Origin of the sequence: Halotia branconii CENA392 (genome assembly GCF_029953635.1) — a bacterium.
Lineage (GTDB): Bacteria > Cyanobacteriota > Cyanobacteriia > Cyanobacteriales > Nostocaceae > Halotia > Halotia branconii.
In genome coordinates, this window is record NZ_CP124543.1 from 5,666,912 (window position 1) to 5,683,784 (window position 16,873).

The window sequence follows — 16,873 nt, forward strand, 5'->3', positions numbered from 1 at the left end:
GTGTCGTAACAAGCAACAAGCTTTTATGTCATAGCCACAACTAGCGATTAAAGTTGAAACGCCCAGTTGCTTGTTCGCCTTTAATATCTGCCGTAATTTTCACTTGATACTGACCAGATGCTTTTTCATTCAGTAGACCAGTATAGTGTTTGTCTTTAGCATCATAATTAAAAGGAATCGTCTTTTGTTGTCCATCAGGTAGCTGAACTTGAGCCGTTACTTTTGCATTAGGAACTGTTTCGTGGTTATCACCTGTTTGCAAATATAAATCCATGTGAGTTGCATTTGCTTCTTTTTCAGGAACAAATTCTAAATGATAGCTTCCTGTTTCTACAACTTGGCCTCCATGAGAGGCACCATGTTCGTTATTTGTTTTAGCAACAGGTGAAGCAGAAGCAGTTGGCGATCCAGAACTGGGGTTGGAGGTGACTGAAGTATTGTTATTTGTATTAGCAGTTTGATTGCTATTACTACAAGCGCCTAAAAAAATTAGTCCGGCACTTATTAAAAGTACAAAACTGAAATTCAAGTATTGTATTGAATTATTCTTCATTTGAACAATGTAATTTTAATTTAACTCGGCTTCAAGACAGTTTTGAGCGAAAAAATCTGGAAAAATATATAGTAATCCGGTTTGATTTCCGAATTTATTTGTGTAGGTAGGGAACAGGAAACAGGAAACAGGCAACAGTTAAGAAGGGATAGATATGTACTGAATCGTGTTCAAAAATTAAATAGGAGTCCTATACTGGTTGTCTATTGTTCGATAAAATTCATATATTAATAATTCAATTTAACTAGCAAGAAAAGTTTTATACAAAATACTTACCTTTTGTTTCAGCAAATATAGTGCTAATAATCAGTATTGCAAATAGAAATGAAATTAAGATGAAATTTGCAAAACAGTGATGAATGCTTGGTTTTGGTACAATCAAGCATGAAAATCAGCTATTTGACATACGGGAGCTTTTGAAAAAATTAATTACTCTTGAATTGCCAGTGTCCCCATCATCCCCAAATCTTCATGGTCAAGAATATGACAATGATAAACAGTGTTACCTGCAAAATCTCGAAAAGGAATGCGAATGCGGACTGTTTCACCTCTGGGTACTAAAACTGTATCTTTCCAAGCGGGGTAGGGTTCAGGTTGACCATTGCGACTAATGACTTGAAAATGATTGACGTGGAGATGGAAAGGATGATCCATAACGCCTGTATTGATAATTTCCCAGTCTTCTACTGTGTTTAATTTGACTTGGGTATCAATGCGATCATTTTCATAGGCTTGACTGTTAATTAAAAAGACCATACCCATACCAGGAGCCATACCATGATTAAGTTCAAAGCGACGCACTTGCTTTGGTTTGGGTAAAGCTGGTATTTTCAATAGTTTTTTGGGTAAGGAAGCGGATTTTACAGCAGTACCGTAATTAATAGTTGCTAAAACTGTAGATGTGTCATTATTTCTGCCCATCATACCTCTGCCGCCCATCATACCCATTCCCATCGCACCGCGATTATAAGGTAGATTGAGCAAGCGGTATTTTCCTGGCTTTTGATCTGCTTTAATCAAAACTTCTGCTCGTTGTCCTGGTGTTAGCAGCAATTCGCTAATTTCTACAGGTGCGGTTAATGCACCTCCTTCAGTCGCAATCAGGTAAAAAGGATGAGTTTCCAAGGACAAGCGATAAAAGCGGGAGGTAGAAGCATTGAGGATTCGCCATCGTACCATTCCTTTATCGGGAAGTGAAAAAGTGGGGTTGCGATCGCCGTTAATAGTAATCACATCTCCTTCTCGTCCCGTCATAATTGACATATGTGCTGAAGACATTAGCCTTCCTTCACCATCAACAGTAAAATCTTGCAGCACCAAAAATTCTTCTTTAGCGGCTTTAATTTCGGGAATTTCGTCTAATTCTCCCCGCACTATCAATAAACCAGCTAATCCCCCAAACAATTGTTCCGCCACAAAGCCGTGGCGATGGGGATGATACCAGAAAGTACCAGCCGAGTGATTAGAAGGAATAGTAAACTCGTAGTTAAAACTTTCTCCTGGCTCAATGCTTAAAAAGACATTATCAGCCTTACCTGTAGGTGGAATGTGTAATCCGTGGTAGTGCAGGTTTGTTGGTTGAGAAAGGTTGTTAGTAAAATGAATGCGGACGGTATCTCCTGGTTTGGCTTCTAGACGTGGCGCGGGGATTTGTCCGTTGTAAGTTAATAAATATGCTTGTTTGTCACCCAATTTTACAGCACGGTTACTAGCTTCGAGGTTAATTTCTAATAAACCGTTATTACTTTTATGTAACTTAGGCAAGTCAATTGCTGGTTTTGCTGATAACTGAGAAGAACTAACTCTTTCCCACATCCAACTAGCAGCCACAGCCGTTCCAGCACCAGCCGCAGCCAGAGTAATAAACTGACGGCGATTTATCTTTTTCATAACTCATGATTTGTAATGATTTTAGATGTTTACTCCTGACTTTTTTCTCAAACTTAGTAATTTTGATACTCTTGAAAAACTTCCACTTCACCTTTTTTATCAAACGCTAAAATTGCAAATGGCTGTTTTCTATTGCCTGATTCCATTCCTGGCGTTCCTAAAGGCATTCCCGCTACAGATAAACCTGCAAACTTGGGCTTTTGTTTAAGGAAACGTTTAATATCATCGGCAGGTATGTGTCCTTCCATTACATATCCGTCAATAATTGCTGTGTGACATGATGCTAAATCTTGAGGCAAGTTGTACTTTTGCTTAATTGCCTCCATCCCATCTGTTTTGATATCGTCTTTGATTGTAAATCCGTGCTTTTGCATATGTTTGATCCACTCTCCACAGCAGCCACAAGACGGGCTGCGATACACTGTGATTTCTCGGTTTCCTGAGTAAGATTCTGTTTCTTTATCCCAGATGCTTGTGGTGGAAATTAGTTGAGCATTGCTGACTAATGTTTGTGGATTATTGTTTAAATCAGTATCTCCTTTGCTTAACATAGCTACTGTTGCATAAGTAGTAGCTATTACTCCAGTAGTAATAATGATCGCTATGAATGGGCGAGAGAGTTTATTCATCCAGTCAAATAAATGTTTTTTCATAGTCGAAATTTCACGCTAATTATTTATTAATAATGATGATTTGATTTTGCTCATGGTTCCAAATCATTTCTTCTAGTTTAGACTCTCCGGTTAGGTGGGAAGTCAACTAAAATTATTGCTAATTATTTTAATGCCTGTCACTGTATATATCAGGCATAATTTTACAATCGTTTTAAATTTTAAAATATTGCTTTACAATTTTTTGAGCAAGCATATCAAAATGAAATTAGGATGAAATTTAACATATATACAAGTATGAAAATTTCTAATTTTATTTTACTCCCTTAGTTAGAAGCAATATTTTTAACTATTTTTATATTCTTCCACTTAAGAAGGTGTAAATAACAAAAACAAGGGTGACTATGCTTTTAGTTCATGAAGAATATCAATCTAGCTTTGATGTGGCAATGCGCTGTGCAGTGGAATGCGAACACTGTGCAGAAGCCTGTATGGGTATGTCCGAGATGATGCAGTGCGCTCGTAGTTGCCTTGATTGTGCAGAAATCTGTCGCACTGTAGCTACTTATATGGTTCGCGGTTCGCGCTATATTCCTCACTTGGCGCGTGCTTGTGCGGAAATTTGCGAAGCTTGCGCCAAAGAATGTGAGAAGCACAACGCAGAACACTGTAAGAAATGTGCAAAAGCTTGTCGAGACAGTGTAGAAGAATACCGGAAAATTGCTAGCGTTACAGCTGTATAAGTCTAAATTTTGGCAAAAGTGAGGCAAGTAATTTTTTACTACCTCACTTTATATTTTACCGCCTTCACTGTAATTCCTCATGGCACATCGCAACCATAGAACACCTGTTGACTCTGTTACAAAACATCAGCAACATCACCACCATAGCGAATATCAACCAGGACATTTGGAACTAGAAGTGATGCGGGGAGTTGAGCCAAAGCACTATTTTGAGATGGAGAAGCAAGATGAATCAACACAAACAAATGTCAGGAATGAGCTGGAACCGATTCGCGGCGATGATCGCGACCTCAACTTTCATCATGTTCTTCTTGATGTATCAGCTCATATACTCATTCGATCACGCAATGTTTAGTGTAAACCGACTGATCGCCTCATTGGTGATGGGGTGCGTGATGACCGTTGTGATGCTTTCCTTTATGTGGTCGATGTACCAAGGAGTAGGAATCAAGATCGCAGTTCTCGGTTTGGCTACCGCGCTCGGCTTGATTTTGCTCTCCGTGAATAGAAGCCAAGCGCTGATCGGAGATGTCACCTTCATGAAGTCGATGATTCCCCACCACTCAATTGCCATTAACAGTTCGCGGAAGGCAAGCATTAGCGATCCGCGCGTTCGCGAACTTGCGGATGAGATAATTGCGTCGCAGGTTCGTGAAATAGCTGTGATGCAGTCGCTCCTCGATGATGTTGCGCGGAACGGAGAACGAGGGGCGGCAGAGCTTCCCGCTCGCTCAACCGAAATAACCCCCGATATGGAGCGCCAGATTAGAGAAGCAGTGCAGTAAATAAGCAGGTTTTCGTTGTAGTGATTATTGTAAAGTTGCGATCGCTCACATATCTACAATTCTTCGCTTTTCAACCTCATGGGTGAATCAAAACAGGAAACTCTACTCAAGTTAGTCGTGGAGAGTGAATCAGAACGAGTTGTGGGCATTTATATGTTAGGAAATTACGCTGCACAAATAATTCAAATGATTGCTTTAGCAATGAAAGCAGGTGTCACTAAGAAAAATTTCGACTCAACTATCAGTATTAATCCCACAGTAGCAGAATAATTTTTTACCATGCACTGAATTTGTTTAATTATGGTATTACCACTCCAAGACTGCTCCAACTCCCTTTTCTTGTTCAAGACTAGACATTTGTTTTGGCATTAACAACTTGCCGAACTTAGCGTATAAAGCAGGTAACACTATTAATGTTAAGGCAGTAGAGGTAAACAATCCCCCCAATACCACCACCGCCAAAGGTTGCAAAATTTCTTTACCCGCACCCGTACCAATGACTAAAGGAACCATTCCCAAAGCAGAGGTCAAAGCTGTCATTAAAATAGCTACCAAACGTTCCATCGATCCTTCAAAAATGACTTCCTTTAAAGTCATTCCCTGTGCCAGCTTATTGTTGTAATTATCTACCAGTAGTAAGCCGTTGCGTGTCGCTACGCCAAATAAGGTAATAAAGCCTACCAAGGAAGCTACAGAGATGATACCGCCCCCTAAAGCAATGGAAAATATTCCGCCAACCACTGCCAAAGGTAAGTTAATCATAATCATCAACATTGCGGCGACAGATTTAACGGCAAAGTACATTAATATACTAATAAAAACAATTGCCAATCCTCCAAATACTAGGAAACTTTGAGTAGCGCGTTGTTCTGACTCAAACTGACCGCCGTATTGAATAAAGTAACCTGTGGGCAATTGTACTGAATTTTTGACTTGAGCTTGAATTTCCTCTACTACAGAACCTAAATCTCGTCCTGATACGTTTGCAGATACAACAATGAGGCGAGAAACATTTTCACGGTTAATTGTATTGGGGCCAGTGCCATAATCTATACTGGCGACTTGAGCGAGAGGAATTTTTTGACCTGTGGGAGTATCTACTAGTAAATTACGAATAATATCTAAATTATTCCGAGCATCTTTTTTTAACCACACTACCAAGTCAAACAGTTGTTGGTCTTTGAGAATCTGAGATACTACTCGTCCATTGAAAGCAGTTTCTACTATCTCACTTAGATTACCCACAGTTAAGCCATAACGAGCTGCTGCTTCGCGGTTAAATTGAATTTGTAATTGTTTAATTGGGACTTGGGGTTCGAGTTGTAAGTCTACGAGTCCGGGAATATTACTCACCGTCGCCTCAATTTGGGAACCCAAACGGCGTAATTCCTCTAAATCGGGGCCGAAAATTTTGATGGCGATCGCACTTCTTACCCCGGATAATACTTCATCCATGCGGTGAGAAATAAACCCACCAATATTAGGCGCAGCACCGGGTATTTTGGCAAATTCCGCTCGCAGTTTTTCAATACTTCCTTGCCTATCTTTCAATCCCTCTGCACTCAGTTCTACATCCAAATGTCCTAAGTTAACTCCGCCTGCATCTGCATCCCCAGGGGCGCGTCCAGCCCGTAACTGCACTGATTTAAATCGTTGATCGTTTTTAAGCGCATCCTGCATAGCAAATCCAACTTGATTTGTCGCTTCTAGAGAACTTCCTGGATAAAGCAGCACTGCGTTGACTAAAGATGGTTCTTGGAACTCCGGTAAAAACACCCGCCCTAAATTTGGGAGAATAACCAAAGATGCTACTAAAGATGCTGCTGCGATCACTAAAATAATTGTCGGGAACCGCATCGAAAAATTCAGAATCGGTCGATAAAGTCGCTGTGAGAAAGCACTCACCCACGTATCATCGGCAGGTAATTGTCTGTTCGCCAACAAAATCGCACATAAAGCAGGAGAAAGGGTCATTGCTACAAAAGTAGAAGCAAAAATTGACACCAAGTAAGCAACTCCCATCGGTGCAAATATCCTTCCTTCCACGCCTGTCAATGAGAAAATTGGGGCAAAGACAACAGCAATAATTACGGTAGAAAAAATCACACTAACTCTGACTTCGACAGAGGTATCATATACAACTTTAAAAGGATTTACAGGAGTTCCCGCTAGCTGATTCTTTCGCAAACCCCGGTAGGCGTTTTCCATATCAACGATCGAATCGTCCACTACCGAACCTATTGCGACAGCTAATCCTCCTAATGTCATAGTATTGATACCCTGACCAAACCAGCCCAAAATCATCATCCCAATCAGAACTGATAAAGGAATGGCGCTCAGGGTAATTACGGCGGTACGCCAGTTCATCAAAAACATCAGCAGGATAATCGAAACAATGATGATACCGTCGCGTAGAGAACTGGTAACATTTGCGATCGCAGCATCGATAAAATTATTTTGGCGGAAGGTTTCTATCACTTTCACATCTTTAGGCAAACCAGCTTTAACTTCCTCCATTGCTCTTTCAATGGCTCTGGTGACAGTCGGAGTATCATATTGGGGTTGCTTGTTAACCATCACCGCGATCGCTCTTTGACCGTTTAAACTGCCATCTCCACGTTTGAGGGCTGCACCAATTCGCACATCTGCTATATCTTTAAGTAAAATTGGCGTACCATTGCGATCTGTAATTGCCGAATTTCCCAATTGCTCAACTGATTCGATACGTCCTACGCCCCGAATTACTATTTCTTGGTCGGGATTAATTAAAAAGCCACCCGCAGCATTGACATTTGCGCCTTTGGCTGCTACCGTTACTTCTTCTAAAGTGACATTAAAAGCCTTGAGCTTGGCGGGATCGACTAAAACCTGATACTGGCGGACATCACCGCCATAAGCAATTACCTGAGAAACACCTGGTACAGCTAGCAGTCGATTGGTAATATCTCGGTCTACCAACCGCCGCACTTCCATCATGGGAGTTGTTTCGGTAGTTAAAGCATATTCCAGAACTGTACCAATAGGTGAAGAAATCGGAGAAATTTGCGGATTTTCCACACCCTCTGGTAATTTCTGTACAGCTTGTTGCAATCGTTCTGTGACTAATTGCCGTGCTTGATAAACATTAGTACCCCACTTAAAAATTACCTTCACCACAGAAATACCAACTGCTGAAGAAGAACGTACCGTTTCTACTCCCGGCGTACCATTAACTGCGCTTTCAATTGGCAAGGTAATGAGAGATTCGACTTCTTCAGGAGCGAGTCCTGGAGCTTCAGTTTGAATTTCTACCTGGGGTGGGGCAAAATCGGGAAAAACATCTAAGGGCATTTGAGTGAGGTTATACACACCCAAAAAAGTCACAACAATTGCCCCTAGCACTACTATCCAGCGTTGGACAATCGACCACTTGAGAATAGCATTTAACATATTTTGTTTAATTTACAGCGATTTTCTTGTAAATGAACCACATCTTTATATCTCACGCAAAGGCGCAAAGGCGCAAAGAAACAAAGAAATCCAGATATCAGCTTGTGGTCTAAATACATGAAAACTGCTTTAATATCGTGCGTGCTGTTTTAAAGTATGGGTAATTGGGCGCTGCATAGTTGTGGGATGAATTGGTATTTTTAACCAAGGCAAAAAGCCGATTCTTTGCGCCTTTGCGCCTTTGCGTGTTAGCGTTCGCGGAGCGTCTCGTAGAGAAGCAGGGCGTAGCCCGACAAAAATCATCCCATTGTTCAGCAACGCCGATAATTAATTTAGTTAAGATTTGGGAAAATGAGGATCTTCATGCTCATTGATATCTGTGGTCGAAGCAGATAAAGCTGGCGATTTAGAATTATTGTGATAATTTTCTGTTTGTTCGACAGGTGTATCTAACTCTGAGGAATTACCTACTAGTAATAGCTGTTGTGACTTGTTATGACGACCATTCCAGAAAGCACCAGCCATAAAAGCTAAAGCAGCAGTTACAGCTACTCCCCCCACTCCCAACAACCATAGCAAGTACGGTGTTTTATTCTCTGTTGTCTGTGCAGGAGTTTCTCTGGCTTCGTCTTGTTCTGGTTTGCTACCCCCTCGCAGAGATTGAGCATACAATTGAGGCGCGCGCTGGGTAACAATCAAATCTCCTTCAAATAAACCAGTCTTAACTGCAACCATGTCGCCAGAAGTTTGCCCTAAAGTAACTTCAACAGGTTGATAAGCATTGCCATTCTGCACGTAAACTTGTTTTTTATCATTTACATCAACTATAGCTGAGTTGGGAATAGCCAAACTAGGTGCGGAGGTTTGGTCTGTCAAGACTTCTAGTTCTGCAAACATCCCTGGTTTAAGGATTCCGCCAAAGTTATTTATTTGAGCTTTTACAGGTATTATCTGCGTTTCACCTTCTATTACAGACCCGATTACGGTAATTTTTCCAGTAAAAGTGCGGTTAGGTACAGAAGCAACTTTAACACTTACCCGTTGACCTGTTCTTACCTGGACTAAATCTTTTTCATAAATATTAGCTGTAGCAAAAACTTGACTATCATTGATAATCGTCATTAGCTTGCCACCTGCATCCTCAAATGTTTGACCGATTGTCACTTCCCTGTCTGCAACTTTACCTGTGATAGGCGCAGTCACCGTGACTAGTCCCTTAGCATTACCTCTGTTACCCAGTTGTTGCAGCCTAGTTTGATAAGTAGTATTGCTGAGTTGAATACGTCTTTTAGCAACGTCAACTGCGGCTTGAGCGCGTTTGAGTTGATTTTCAGCCTCAATTACATCTCGACGGCTATTAGCTTTGGTGAGTTCGGCTTTAGCTCCTGCCAGTTGGGTTTGCGATTCTAGGGAATTGCGTCGGGGTAAAGCACCTGTATCAGCTAATTGCTTATCTTTGTCGTATTTTTCTTGAGCAAAGTCAACTTGACTCTGTGCTTGGGCGATTTCAGAAGCAGCTATTTGTTGATATCTTTGGTAGTTTTGTTGAGCTAGTCGTAAGTCAGCTTGTGCTTGCTGTAAATCAGCTTGAGCTTGTGCTAATTTTTCTTGAGATTCAACGCGCAATGTTACCAAATCAGGGCTAGTAACAACGGCAACAGGTTGTCCTTTTGTTACATTTGCACCTGGTTCCACCAACAACTCAACTACTTTCGCCCCAGAAATGGGGGTAGTCACTTCCACTTTTTGGCTAGGTAGAGTTTCAATTTGTCCTGTGGCTTTAATCCCTACTGCTAGCTGCTGACGCTTGACTGGCTCGACTTTAATCCCCAACCGTTGAGCAGTTTGAGTATCAACTTGAATTGAGTCAGTAGTATTAGTAGTTTGATTTCCTTGATGAAATTCGTCTCCGTGTCCAGCGTGTGCTAGGACAACTGCGGGAGTTGTCAGTAATATTAAGCCAAGGAGTGTCCCAGAAACACTACCAATTGCTGTAGGTGGCTTGAGATAGGAGTTGGACATGGTGCTTTAAGTCCTTAAAGACCAGGGGAAATTGTGTATCGGTTTTGTATTATTAGTACGTATCGCGTTAGATATACACATTTTTTAGTCTTTCATATAGAAATGAAATAAGGATGAAATCGCACTCACATTACTCCTGAAATCAAGCAATACACAGCTAAAAGTTTCAAGAATCTTGCCTATTAGTAATCCACAATTGGTAAAAAGCAATAAATAATTAACTTACTTGTTGTACCAAGTTTGTCGCCATTGCTTCATTTGGTTAATCTCTGTTTGTTGGGAAGCAATAATCTCTCGCGCCAATTGCTTGATTTCTGGACGTTGAGATTTATTCAAAGCATCTTTTGCCATTGTTAAGGCTCCTTCATGATGACCAATCATGGCATTCATAAACCGCAAATCAAACTCAGCATCAGCAGTTCCCAGATCCTCAACCATAGCCATACTTTTTTGCTGTTCTGTAGACATCGGTACTACTGGTTTATCCTTACCACCATAGGCAACAAGTAAATCACTTGCTTGGGGATACCAAGATTGTCGCCACTTCCGTAATAGTTCGTTTTCTTCTTTACTTTGAGTGACAATAATATTACGTGCTAGGCTCTTAATCTCCGGTCTTTGAGATTTTTGTTCAGCTTCTTTAGCCATTTGGATTGCTCCTTGATGATGCAATCTCATTGCATCAATAAACCGTAAATCATAGTTAGTATCAGCAAGGCCTAAACCCATTGCCATGCTGTGGTTCATGCCATCACCGTGTTGCATCTGTTGGTTTTCGCTGGCTTGAGTAACGATGGGATTTGGCGTTTGGGTTTGGGAAGTTGTTGTAGAACAAGCAGTTAGTACACTACTCACAGATGCGATCGCTACAAAGGTAAACGCAATAAATCCGGTTTTTTCAGTTAGAAATTGCATAACTTTTAAATCTATCTTTGACTTATTCACAACTCAATTGCTTTATTTGGGAATTTTAATTACACCAAAAATTGTTGTAATCTGCTGTATTTTCTGTACCTATTTATTAACCATCATGATGTCAACAGATGAAATTTGGATGAAATTTACTCATTTCCAATTGCCAAATTATTTAGAAATTTGGGCTTTTGAACCATAGGGCTGTTAAGCACACAAGAATGAAATCAGGATCTTCCATAAGTAGTAAATTACTTTTACCTTAGTAGCAGGAGCAAGTTTTTAAGGTAATTGCAGCAAAAGGCAAAACTACTACAGCGTTTTGATTCAGTAACTTTTAGAGTACCAACTCATAAAGTATTGGCACGTCGTAATGAAAAAGTGATTATTTATACACTAGTTTCTTTTAATACTAATACACTCTCTCAATTCGGCACAGTCAGAAATATCGCTGCAAATAATGATATTGGGGCAGCGATCGCAATGGCACAATACATTGACGAATCCATTAATGTTGGTTGGGGATTTGATACTAATAAATTTGGCTGGCGCGTCAATATTTTATAAATTTTGCCAACCTATTAATAGGGGTATCCCTATGGCGAACTATGCTAAAATCACAAATTTGCAATGAACTTTTAAATATCCAGTTTGATATGAGGGTGTTACTAGTTGAAGATGAGCCGGATTTGGGGGCTGCTATTAAGCGTACTTTAAATCAACAAAAGTATTTAGTTGACTGGGTTATGGATGGTAATGAAGCATGGGCTTACTTAGAAAATATTTCAGCGCAATATACAGTAGCGATTTTTGATTGGATGCTTCCAGGAATTAGCGGTTTAGAATTATGTAAAAGACTGCGTTATAAAGGTAATCCTCTTCCTATCCTGATGCTAACTGCTAAAGATAAAATGGAAGATAAAGTTGCCGGACTGGATGCAGGTGCTGATGACTATTTAGTAAAACCCTTCGGCATGGTAGAACTACTGGCACGATTGCGAGCTTTGCAACGTCGTTCTCCACACCTACAACCCCAACAATTAACTGTTGGTAAATTGACTCTAGATTATGGCAAAAGTACAGTTGTCAGAAAAAATACAACAGGTGAACAGCAAAGCATACTATTAACTAATAAAGAGTTCCAATTATTGGAATATTTTATGAACCATCCTAACCAGATTGTTACGACTGAGCAAATTCGTAATCAAATTTGGGAAGTTAATGCGGAATCTAGTAGCAATGTAGTGGCAGCGCAAATACGTTTGTTACGTCGTAAACTTACAAGTAACGACTGTCCTAACCCAATTGAAACTTTGCACGGTATGGGGTATCGTCTTAATTTTTCAGATGAATCAAAATAAACTGTTTCGGCTTACCCGCATTCGATTAGCTCTGTATTACGCTATTGTTATGGGTTTAATTTTAAGCCTATTTGCTTTTGGCTTTTACAGATCAGTGTTTCATGCACATGTGGTAGCTTTAGACAGTGAAATTGAGTCTGTAGCTGGGACACTGCACGACAGTATCGAACTAAAATTGCAAGAACCTGGACGTTTGGAACCTTTAGCGCTCAAGTTATTTTCAAATATAGATAAATGTAGAGTTGAAAATAGTAAATGTATTCAAAAACAACCGCATCCTAAACGTCATCTTCTGGGTATTGTTACTAAGTCCAGTTACTATATACGTTTTTTTGATACTTCAGGAAAATTAATTGCTAATGCTGGTTATTATCCAGAGGGATTACCTGATGTTTTTAATCCAAAAACTTGGCAATTTCTCAAAAATAGCAGAGGCAACGAATATCATCAAATTACTCTATCTCTGCATACCCAAAATTATCAAGATTGGGGATATATGCAAGTAGGCCGAAGTTTAGAAGAGTTTAATCATTACTTAGATAGTGTAAAACTAATTTTGATATTAGGGTTGCTAATGGCGATGGGTATGATTGCTGGTGCTAGTTGGTGGCTATCAGGATTAGCTATGCAACCAATTTATCAATCCTACCGACAAATTCAACAGTTTACAGCCGATGTCGCACATGAATTAAGAACGCCTTTAGCTGCAACGATCGCAACGGTAGAATCAGCACTATTAATGTCAAAAATAGATGAAGAAACACGGGACATACTGCAAACAATACAGCGTCAAAATCAAAGGCTAACAACTTTAGTTGTTGATATGTTGATGCTAGCACGTTTAGATAGGCAAGCTCAAAAGTTACAGCATGAAGTTTGTTGCCTAGATGATATTGTTAGCGATTTAATTGAAGAGTTTGAGGCAATGGCAACTGCCGCAGAAGTAAAGCTGACATCTATAATCCGAGTTAAGCAAAATCTGAATATTATAGGGAATGCTGATCAGCTTTATCGATTGGTTGCTAACTTAATTGTCAATGCAATTCAATACACACCAAAAAAAGGGGAAGTAAAAGTTATATTGGAACGCAGTGATAATTATGCTGTAATTAAAGTTCAAGATACAGGTATTGGTATTCCACAACATGAACTGATGCGAGTTTTTGATCGTTTTTATCGCTTAAGTAACGATCGCTCTCGTAACACTGGTGGTTCTGGATTAGGATTAGCCATTGCTCAAGCAATTATTCAGGCACATCAAGGCAAATTAAATGTACAAAGTGAATTTGGTAAAGGTAGCACTTTTACAGTTCAATTGTGGCTTCATTGATAATATTAATCATCCCCAGCGATCGCTCAAACAGTTTGCTGGGGATTTTTATAGAAAGCGGTGGGAAACTCCAGCCCTTCATGGGTGAACAGGGATACGCCCCGTCGCTTGGGGCATTACGATATTGTTCTACTTTTGCCAAATGAACAGACAATCGAACGTGGCGCAACCAACAGAAAACGCGAAGAAAGGGAGCATCGAATTACTACAGTGATGTGGCGATGTCTGATATCATGTCCGGCTTATTAGTACAACTAGGGTTAATTTACAGCTTCCAGATTACTGAAAAATTCAATTAAATTACCATCAGGATCTCGGAAATGCACTGTTCTCAATCCCCATGCTGGGCGATTTTGAGGTTGAGTGACAATTGTCACATTCTTTTCTTTAAGATACTGATACAGTTCATCCACGTTATCTACTGCAAAAACTAAGGCTACTTTGTTATGACATTCAACACCTGAAGGTTGATAAGCGCTGGGAACTGCTTCAGCCATTAACTCTTTTCTAAATAAAGCTAGCTTGATACTATCTCCGGTGTGCAACTCGGCATACCAGCTATTTTCGTCGCCCCAATCAATACCAAATCCCAGCACATCGCGGTAAAACAGAAAACAATCTTTAAAGTTGGAGACTAGCAGCCTGATGTGTGTTAACTGAAGTATCATATCTCTTGCGTAATTCTACTAACTATGGATTCTCGGCTCTGAATACAAATTTACCAGCAACTCACTTTCGACTGTAGCCAATTCATCGAGTCGTTGGATGACAACTTCTCTGTCAAAGTAAGTATCTGCTAAAACCCAGTATGTACCAAAGTGACGCGCTTCTGATGCCATCAAACCCCGATAAAATTTGGTTAATTCTGGCTCAGGACAGTGTGTAGCTAATAGTCCTAAGCGTTCGTGACTACGAGCTTCAATTAAACCAGTCACTAGTAAGGAATCTAAAAAGCGATGGGGTTCTTGAGGACGCACAGCAGCTCTTAAACCAGCGCCGTAGGGAGGCGGTGGTAAAGGTGCAAGAGGGATATTGCGGCGTTCTAGCCACTGATTAACTAGTTCAAAGTGTTCTAGTTCTTCGCGAGCGATCGCAGTTAACTCCCGAACCATCTTAGTATTGGAAGGATAGCGAAACATCAAATTTAACGCCACACCTGCGGCTTTGCGTTCACAGTGAGAATGGTCAAGTAAGATGATATCTAAATTTGCGATCGCCTGTTTTACCCAAGCATCGCTAGTAGGTTGTTTCAGGGCGTTAATTGTGGGTAATACAGAAGTAAGCACAGGGTGACAAAACTCCAGAAATTTTAGTAATGCTGAATATCCCAGCAAATTGATTTTAATGGCAGATGAGGCGATCGGCTATGTTATGACAAAATTATTAGACTACTAGTACGAATAGAAACTTTATGGATTCCAGATCGCTTCTTCTCTTTAATAAATATATTAAGGTAAGTAGAATGATGTGGAAAAACAAAACTATGTCAACTTTGAATTGAAAAATAAGCCAAACAGCAAACATGACGCGAAAACATCTGAGCTAAAATAAACGCATAAATAATAGATGCCGTATTGATTCTATGACCGTTGCTAGAGAGTTAGATACTCAAGAAAGCATCTGCCAAGATGTTATATTTCCCCCTGGTGACTTATATAGTGATGAGCCTCCATTGGAAACAGAACTGCATCTAGAGCAAATCATGCTCTTACTCAAATGCTTAAAATGGTTGTGGCGAGATAGAAATGATTTCTATGCAGCTGGGAACCTGACTATTTACTATAGTCCACGCCAACTCAAATCAGAATACTTCCGGGGACCAGACTTTTTTGTAGTGTTAGGAACTCAACGCAAAACCCGCAAAAGTTGGGTAGTCTGGGAAGAAGATGGCAAATATCCCAACTTCATTTTAGAAATTCTCTCCCAATCAACAGCAAATACAGACAAAGATTTAAAAAAACAAATTTATCAAGATACTTTCCGTACTCCTGATTATTTTTGGTTTGACCCTTTCACACAAGAGTTTGCAGGATTTCATTTAGTAGATGGAGAATATCAACCTCTGCAAATGAATGAACAAGGACATTTGTGGAGTCATCAGTTAGGGTTACATCTAGGAATTTATGATGGACTATTGAGGTTTTTTACAGCAGATGGGCAATTAGTACCCACACCTGAAGAAACGGCAGAACGTTTAGCAGCCAAACTGCGAGAATTAAATATCGACCCAGATACAGTTTAAATTTATTAACAAGAATCTCTAAGGAGCGATCGCAATCTATCAAACCGCTAAAATAAACGTATAAATAATAGATGCTGTATTGATTCTATGACTATTACTCAAGAATTAGATGATCAAAAAAGCATCTGCCAAGATGTTATATTTCCCCCTGGTGATTTATATAGTAACGAGCCTCCCTTGGAAACAGAACTACATCTACGACAAATAATTCTACTTTTACAATGCTTAGAATCGTTGTGGAAAAAGAAAAATGATTTCTATGCGGCGGGAAACTTGACGATTTACTATAGTCCGCGCCAACTCAAATCAGAATACTTCCGCGGCCCAGACTTTTTTGTAGTGTTAGGAACTCAACGCAAAACCCGCAAAAGCTGGGTAGTCTGGGAAGAAGACGGCAAATATCCTCATGTAATTGTAGAAATTCTTTCCCAATCAACAGCGAAGACAGACAAAGATTTAAAAAAACAAATTTATCAAGAGACTTTCCGCACCCCGGATTATTTTTGGTTTGACCCTTTCACACAAGAGTTTGCAGGATTTCATTTAGTAGATGGAGAATATCAACCTCTGCAAATGAATGAACAAGGACATTTGTGGAGTCATCAGTTAGGATTACATCTGGGAATTTATGATGGATTATTGAGGTTTTTTACAGCAGATGGGCAATTAGTACCCACACCTGAAGAAACGGCAGAACAAGCAGAACAAAAAGTAGAACAAGCAGAACAAAAAGCAGAACGTTTGGCAGCCAAATTGCGCGAATTAAATATTGACCCAGATACAGTTTAGAGTACTGCGATCGCACTCAGCATTGAAAAAATATCAATATACATTAACCAAAAAAACACTATGGAACTATACAGACAGCCCCAATAATGCAATCATTTTCGCTCGATTCAAGTCTGCATCGCAGGATAATCCGCAAAGCAGAAATTCGGCGGATTTGGGAATATCTATGCAATAGTCCACCAAGCAAAACACGATTGTTGTAGCTT

The 16,873-nt window shown here is 40.0% G+C and carries 18 protein-coding genes; 8 read left to right on the plus strand and 10 right to left on the minus strand.

Going from position 1 to position 16,873, the window contains the following annotated elements; genetic code table 11:
* Positions 1-40: 40 nt before the first annotated feature.
* The 3 genes from QI031_RS25010 to QI031_RS25020 all read right to left on the minus strand — a co-directional run bounded on the left by QI031_RS25010 (position 41) and on the right by QI031_RS25020 (position 3,096).
* Positions 41-553, minus strand: coding sequence for a hypothetical protein (locus QI031_RS25010; protein WP_281482296.1), 513 nt, complete (start codon positions 551-553; stop codon positions 41-43).
* A gap of 429 nt (positions 554-982) precedes the next feature.
* Entirely contained in the window at positions 983-2,443 is a 1,461-nt protein-coding gene (locus tag QI031_RS25015) for a multicopper oxidase family protein (protein ID WP_281482297.1), read from the minus strand.
* A gap of 53 nt (positions 2,444-2,496) precedes the next feature.
* A complete protein-coding gene (locus QI031_RS25020) occupies positions 2,497-3,096 on the minus strand; it encodes a DUF411 domain-containing protein (protein ID WP_281482298.1) in 600 nt (199 codons plus the stop codon).
* A 362-nt stretch (positions 3,097-3,458) separates the two neighbouring features.
* Here QI031_RS25020 and QI031_RS25025 point away from each other — a divergent pair, with 362 nt between their 5' ends.
* On the plus strand, positions 3,459-3,797 hold the full coding sequence (locus QI031_RS25025; protein WP_281482299.1) for a four-helix bundle copper-binding protein: 339 nt from the start codon (positions 3,459-3,461) through the stop codon (positions 3,795-3,797).
* A gap of 116 nt (positions 3,798-3,913) precedes the next feature.
* On the opposite strand, the gene QI031_RS25030 is transcribed toward QI031_RS25025, so the two are convergent.
* Complete coding sequence (locus QI031_RS25030) at positions 3,914-4,036, minus strand: hypothetical protein (protein WP_281482300.1); 123 nt, start codon at positions 4,034-4,036, stop codon at positions 3,914-3,916.
* Here QI031_RS25030 and QI031_RS25035 point away from each other — a divergent pair.
* Together QI031_RS25035 and QI031_RS25040 are read left to right on the plus strand one after the other, a co-directional pair.
* Positions 4,025-4,582 (plus strand): DUF305 domain-containing protein, encoded by a 558-nt coding sequence (locus QI031_RS25035; protein WP_281482301.1) that lies wholly within the window; start codon positions 4,025-4,027, stop codon positions 4,580-4,582. The genes QI031_RS25030 and QI031_RS25035 overlap by 12 nt on opposite strands.
* Positions 4,583-4,660: 78 nt before the next feature.
* A complete protein-coding gene (locus QI031_RS25040) occupies positions 4,661-4,852 on the plus strand; it encodes a hypothetical protein (RefSeq protein WP_281482302.1) in 192 nt (63 codons plus the stop codon).
* Between the two features lie 36 nt (positions 4,853-4,888).
* Here the strand turns inward: QI031_RS25040 and QI031_RS25045 are convergent, their stop codons facing one another.
* The 3 genes from QI031_RS25045 to QI031_RS25055 all read right to left on the minus strand — a co-directional run bounded on the left by QI031_RS25045 (position 4,889) and on the right by QI031_RS25055 (position 10,948).
* Positions 4,889-8,011, minus strand: coding sequence for an efflux RND transporter permease subunit (locus QI031_RS25045; protein WP_281482303.1), 3,123 nt, complete (start codon positions 8,009-8,011; stop codon positions 4,889-4,891).
* 336 nt (positions 8,012-8,347) lie between these two features.
* Positions 8,348-10,033 carry an efflux RND transporter periplasmic adaptor subunit gene (locus tag QI031_RS25050; protein WP_281482304.1) on the minus strand — a complete coding sequence of 562 codons (1,686 nt, stop codon included), beginning with the start codon at positions 10,031-10,033 and terminating at the stop codon, positions 8,348-8,350.
* 222 nt (positions 10,034-10,255) lie between these two features.
* Complete coding sequence (locus tag QI031_RS25055; RefSeq protein WP_281482305.1) at positions 10,256-10,948, minus strand: DUF305 domain-containing protein; 693 nt, start codon at positions 10,946-10,948, stop codon at positions 10,256-10,258.
* A gap of 288 nt (positions 10,949-11,236) precedes the next feature.
* On the opposite strand from QI031_RS25055, the gene QI031_RS25060 reads away from it, so the two are divergent.
* From QI031_RS25060 to rppB, 3 genes are read left to right on the plus strand one after another with little or no spacing between them, the layout of a single operon-like run.
* On the plus strand, positions 11,237-11,512 hold the full coding sequence (locus QI031_RS25060; RefSeq protein WP_281482306.1) for a hypothetical protein: 276 nt from the start codon (positions 11,237-11,239) through the stop codon (positions 11,510-11,512).
* Positions 11,513-11,553: 41 nt separating this feature from the next.
* On the plus strand, positions 11,554-12,306 hold the full coding sequence (rppA, locus tag QI031_RS25065) for a two-component system response regulator RppA (protein ID WP_281482307.1): 753 nt from the start codon (positions 11,554-11,556) through the stop codon (positions 12,304-12,306).
* A complete protein-coding gene (gene rppB, locus QI031_RS25070) occupies positions 12,293-13,636 on the plus strand; it encodes a two-component system sensor histidine kinase RppB (RefSeq protein WP_281482308.1) in 1,344 nt (447 codons plus the stop codon). The genes rppA and rppB overlap by 14 nt, the downstream gene beginning before the upstream one ends.
* On the opposite strand, the gene QI031_RS25075 is transcribed toward rppB, so the two are convergent.
* From QI031_RS25075 to QI031_RS25085, 3 genes are all read right to left on the minus strand, one after another.
* Positions 13,611-13,790: a hypothetical protein gene (locus tag QI031_RS25075; RefSeq protein WP_281482309.1), complete on the minus strand. Its 180-nt coding sequence runs from the start codon at positions 13,788-13,790 to the stop codon at positions 13,611-13,613. The two genes, rppB and QI031_RS25075, sit on opposite strands and share 26 nt — an antisense overlap.
* A gap of 106 nt (positions 13,791-13,896) precedes the next feature.
* Positions 13,897-14,304, minus strand: a complete 408-nt coding sequence (locus tag QI031_RS25080) for a VOC family protein (RefSeq protein ID WP_281482310.1) — start codon at positions 14,302-14,304, stop codon at positions 13,897-13,899.
* 18 nt (positions 14,305-14,322) lie between these two features.
* On the minus strand, positions 14,323-14,922 hold the full coding sequence (locus QI031_RS25085; RefSeq protein ID WP_281482311.1) for a MiaE family protein: 600 nt from the start codon (positions 14,920-14,922) through the stop codon (positions 14,323-14,325).
* 296 nt (positions 14,923-15,218) lie between these two features.
* Between QI031_RS25085 and QI031_RS25090 the strand changes: the two genes are divergently transcribed.
* A complete protein-coding gene (locus QI031_RS25090) occupies positions 15,219-15,878 on the plus strand; it encodes a Uma2 family endonuclease (RefSeq protein WP_281482312.1) in 660 nt (219 codons plus the stop codon).
* 87 nt (positions 15,879-15,965) lie between these two features.
* The gene (locus QI031_RS25095) at positions 15,966-16,667 is read left to right on the plus strand and encodes a Uma2 family endonuclease (protein ID WP_281482313.1); all 702 of its coding nucleotides are present in this window, start codon (positions 15,966-15,968) and stop codon (positions 16,665-16,667) included.
* The last annotated feature ends 206 nt before the right edge of the window (positions 16,668-16,873 follow it).

Bases quoted from the DNA above. Each gene is read 5' to 3' on its own strand.
- QI031_RS25010 (WP_281482296.1), bottom strand. From the start codon at position 553: ATGAAGAATAATTCAATACAATACTTGAATTTCAGTTTTGTACTTTTA.
- QI031_RS25015 (WP_281482297.1), bottom strand. From the start codon at position 2,443: ATGAAAAAGATAAATCGCCGTCAGTTTATTACTCTGGCTGCGGCTGGT.
- QI031_RS25020 (WP_281482298.1), bottom strand. From the start codon at position 3,096: ATGAAAAAACATTTATTTGACTGGATGAATAAACTCTCTCGCCCATTC.
- QI031_RS25025 (WP_281482299.1), top strand. From the start codon at position 3,459: ATGCTTTTAGTTCATGAAGAATATCAATCTAGCTTTGATGTGGCAATG.
- QI031_RS25035 (WP_281482301.1), top strand. From the start codon at position 4,025: ATGAATCAACACAAACAAATGTCAGGAATGAGCTGGAACCGATTCGCG.
- QI031_RS25040 (WP_281482302.1), top strand. From the start codon at position 4,661: ATGGGTGAATCAAAACAGGAAACTCTACTCAAGTTAGTCGTGGAGAGT.
- QI031_RS25045 (WP_281482303.1), bottom strand. From the start codon at position 8,011: ATGTTAAATGCTATTCTCAAGTGGTCGATTGTCCAACGCTGGATAGTA.
- QI031_RS25050 (WP_281482304.1), bottom strand. From the start codon at position 10,033: ATGTCCAACTCCTATCTCAAGCCACCTACAGCAATTGGTAGTGTTTCT.
- QI031_RS25055 (WP_281482305.1), bottom strand. From the start codon at position 10,948: ATGCAATTTCTAACTGAAAAAACCGGATTTATTGCGTTTACCTTTGTA.
- rppA (WP_281482307.1), top strand. From the start codon at position 11,554: ATGCTAAAATCACAAATTTGCAATGAACTTTTAAATATCCAGTTTGAT.
- rppB (WP_281482308.1), top strand. From the start codon at position 12,293: ATGAATCAAAATAAACTGTTTCGGCTTACCCGCATTCGATTAGCTCTG.
- QI031_RS25080 (WP_281482310.1), bottom strand. From the start codon at position 14,304: ATGATACTTCAGTTAACACACATCAGGCTGCTAGTCTCCAACTTTAAA.
- QI031_RS25090 (WP_281482312.1), top strand. From the start codon at position 15,219: ATGACCGTTGCTAGAGAGTTAGATACTCAAGAAAGCATCTGCCAAGAT.
- QI031_RS25095 (WP_281482313.1), top strand. From the start codon at position 15,966: ATGACTATTACTCAAGAATTAGATGATCAAAAAAGCATCTGCCAAGAT.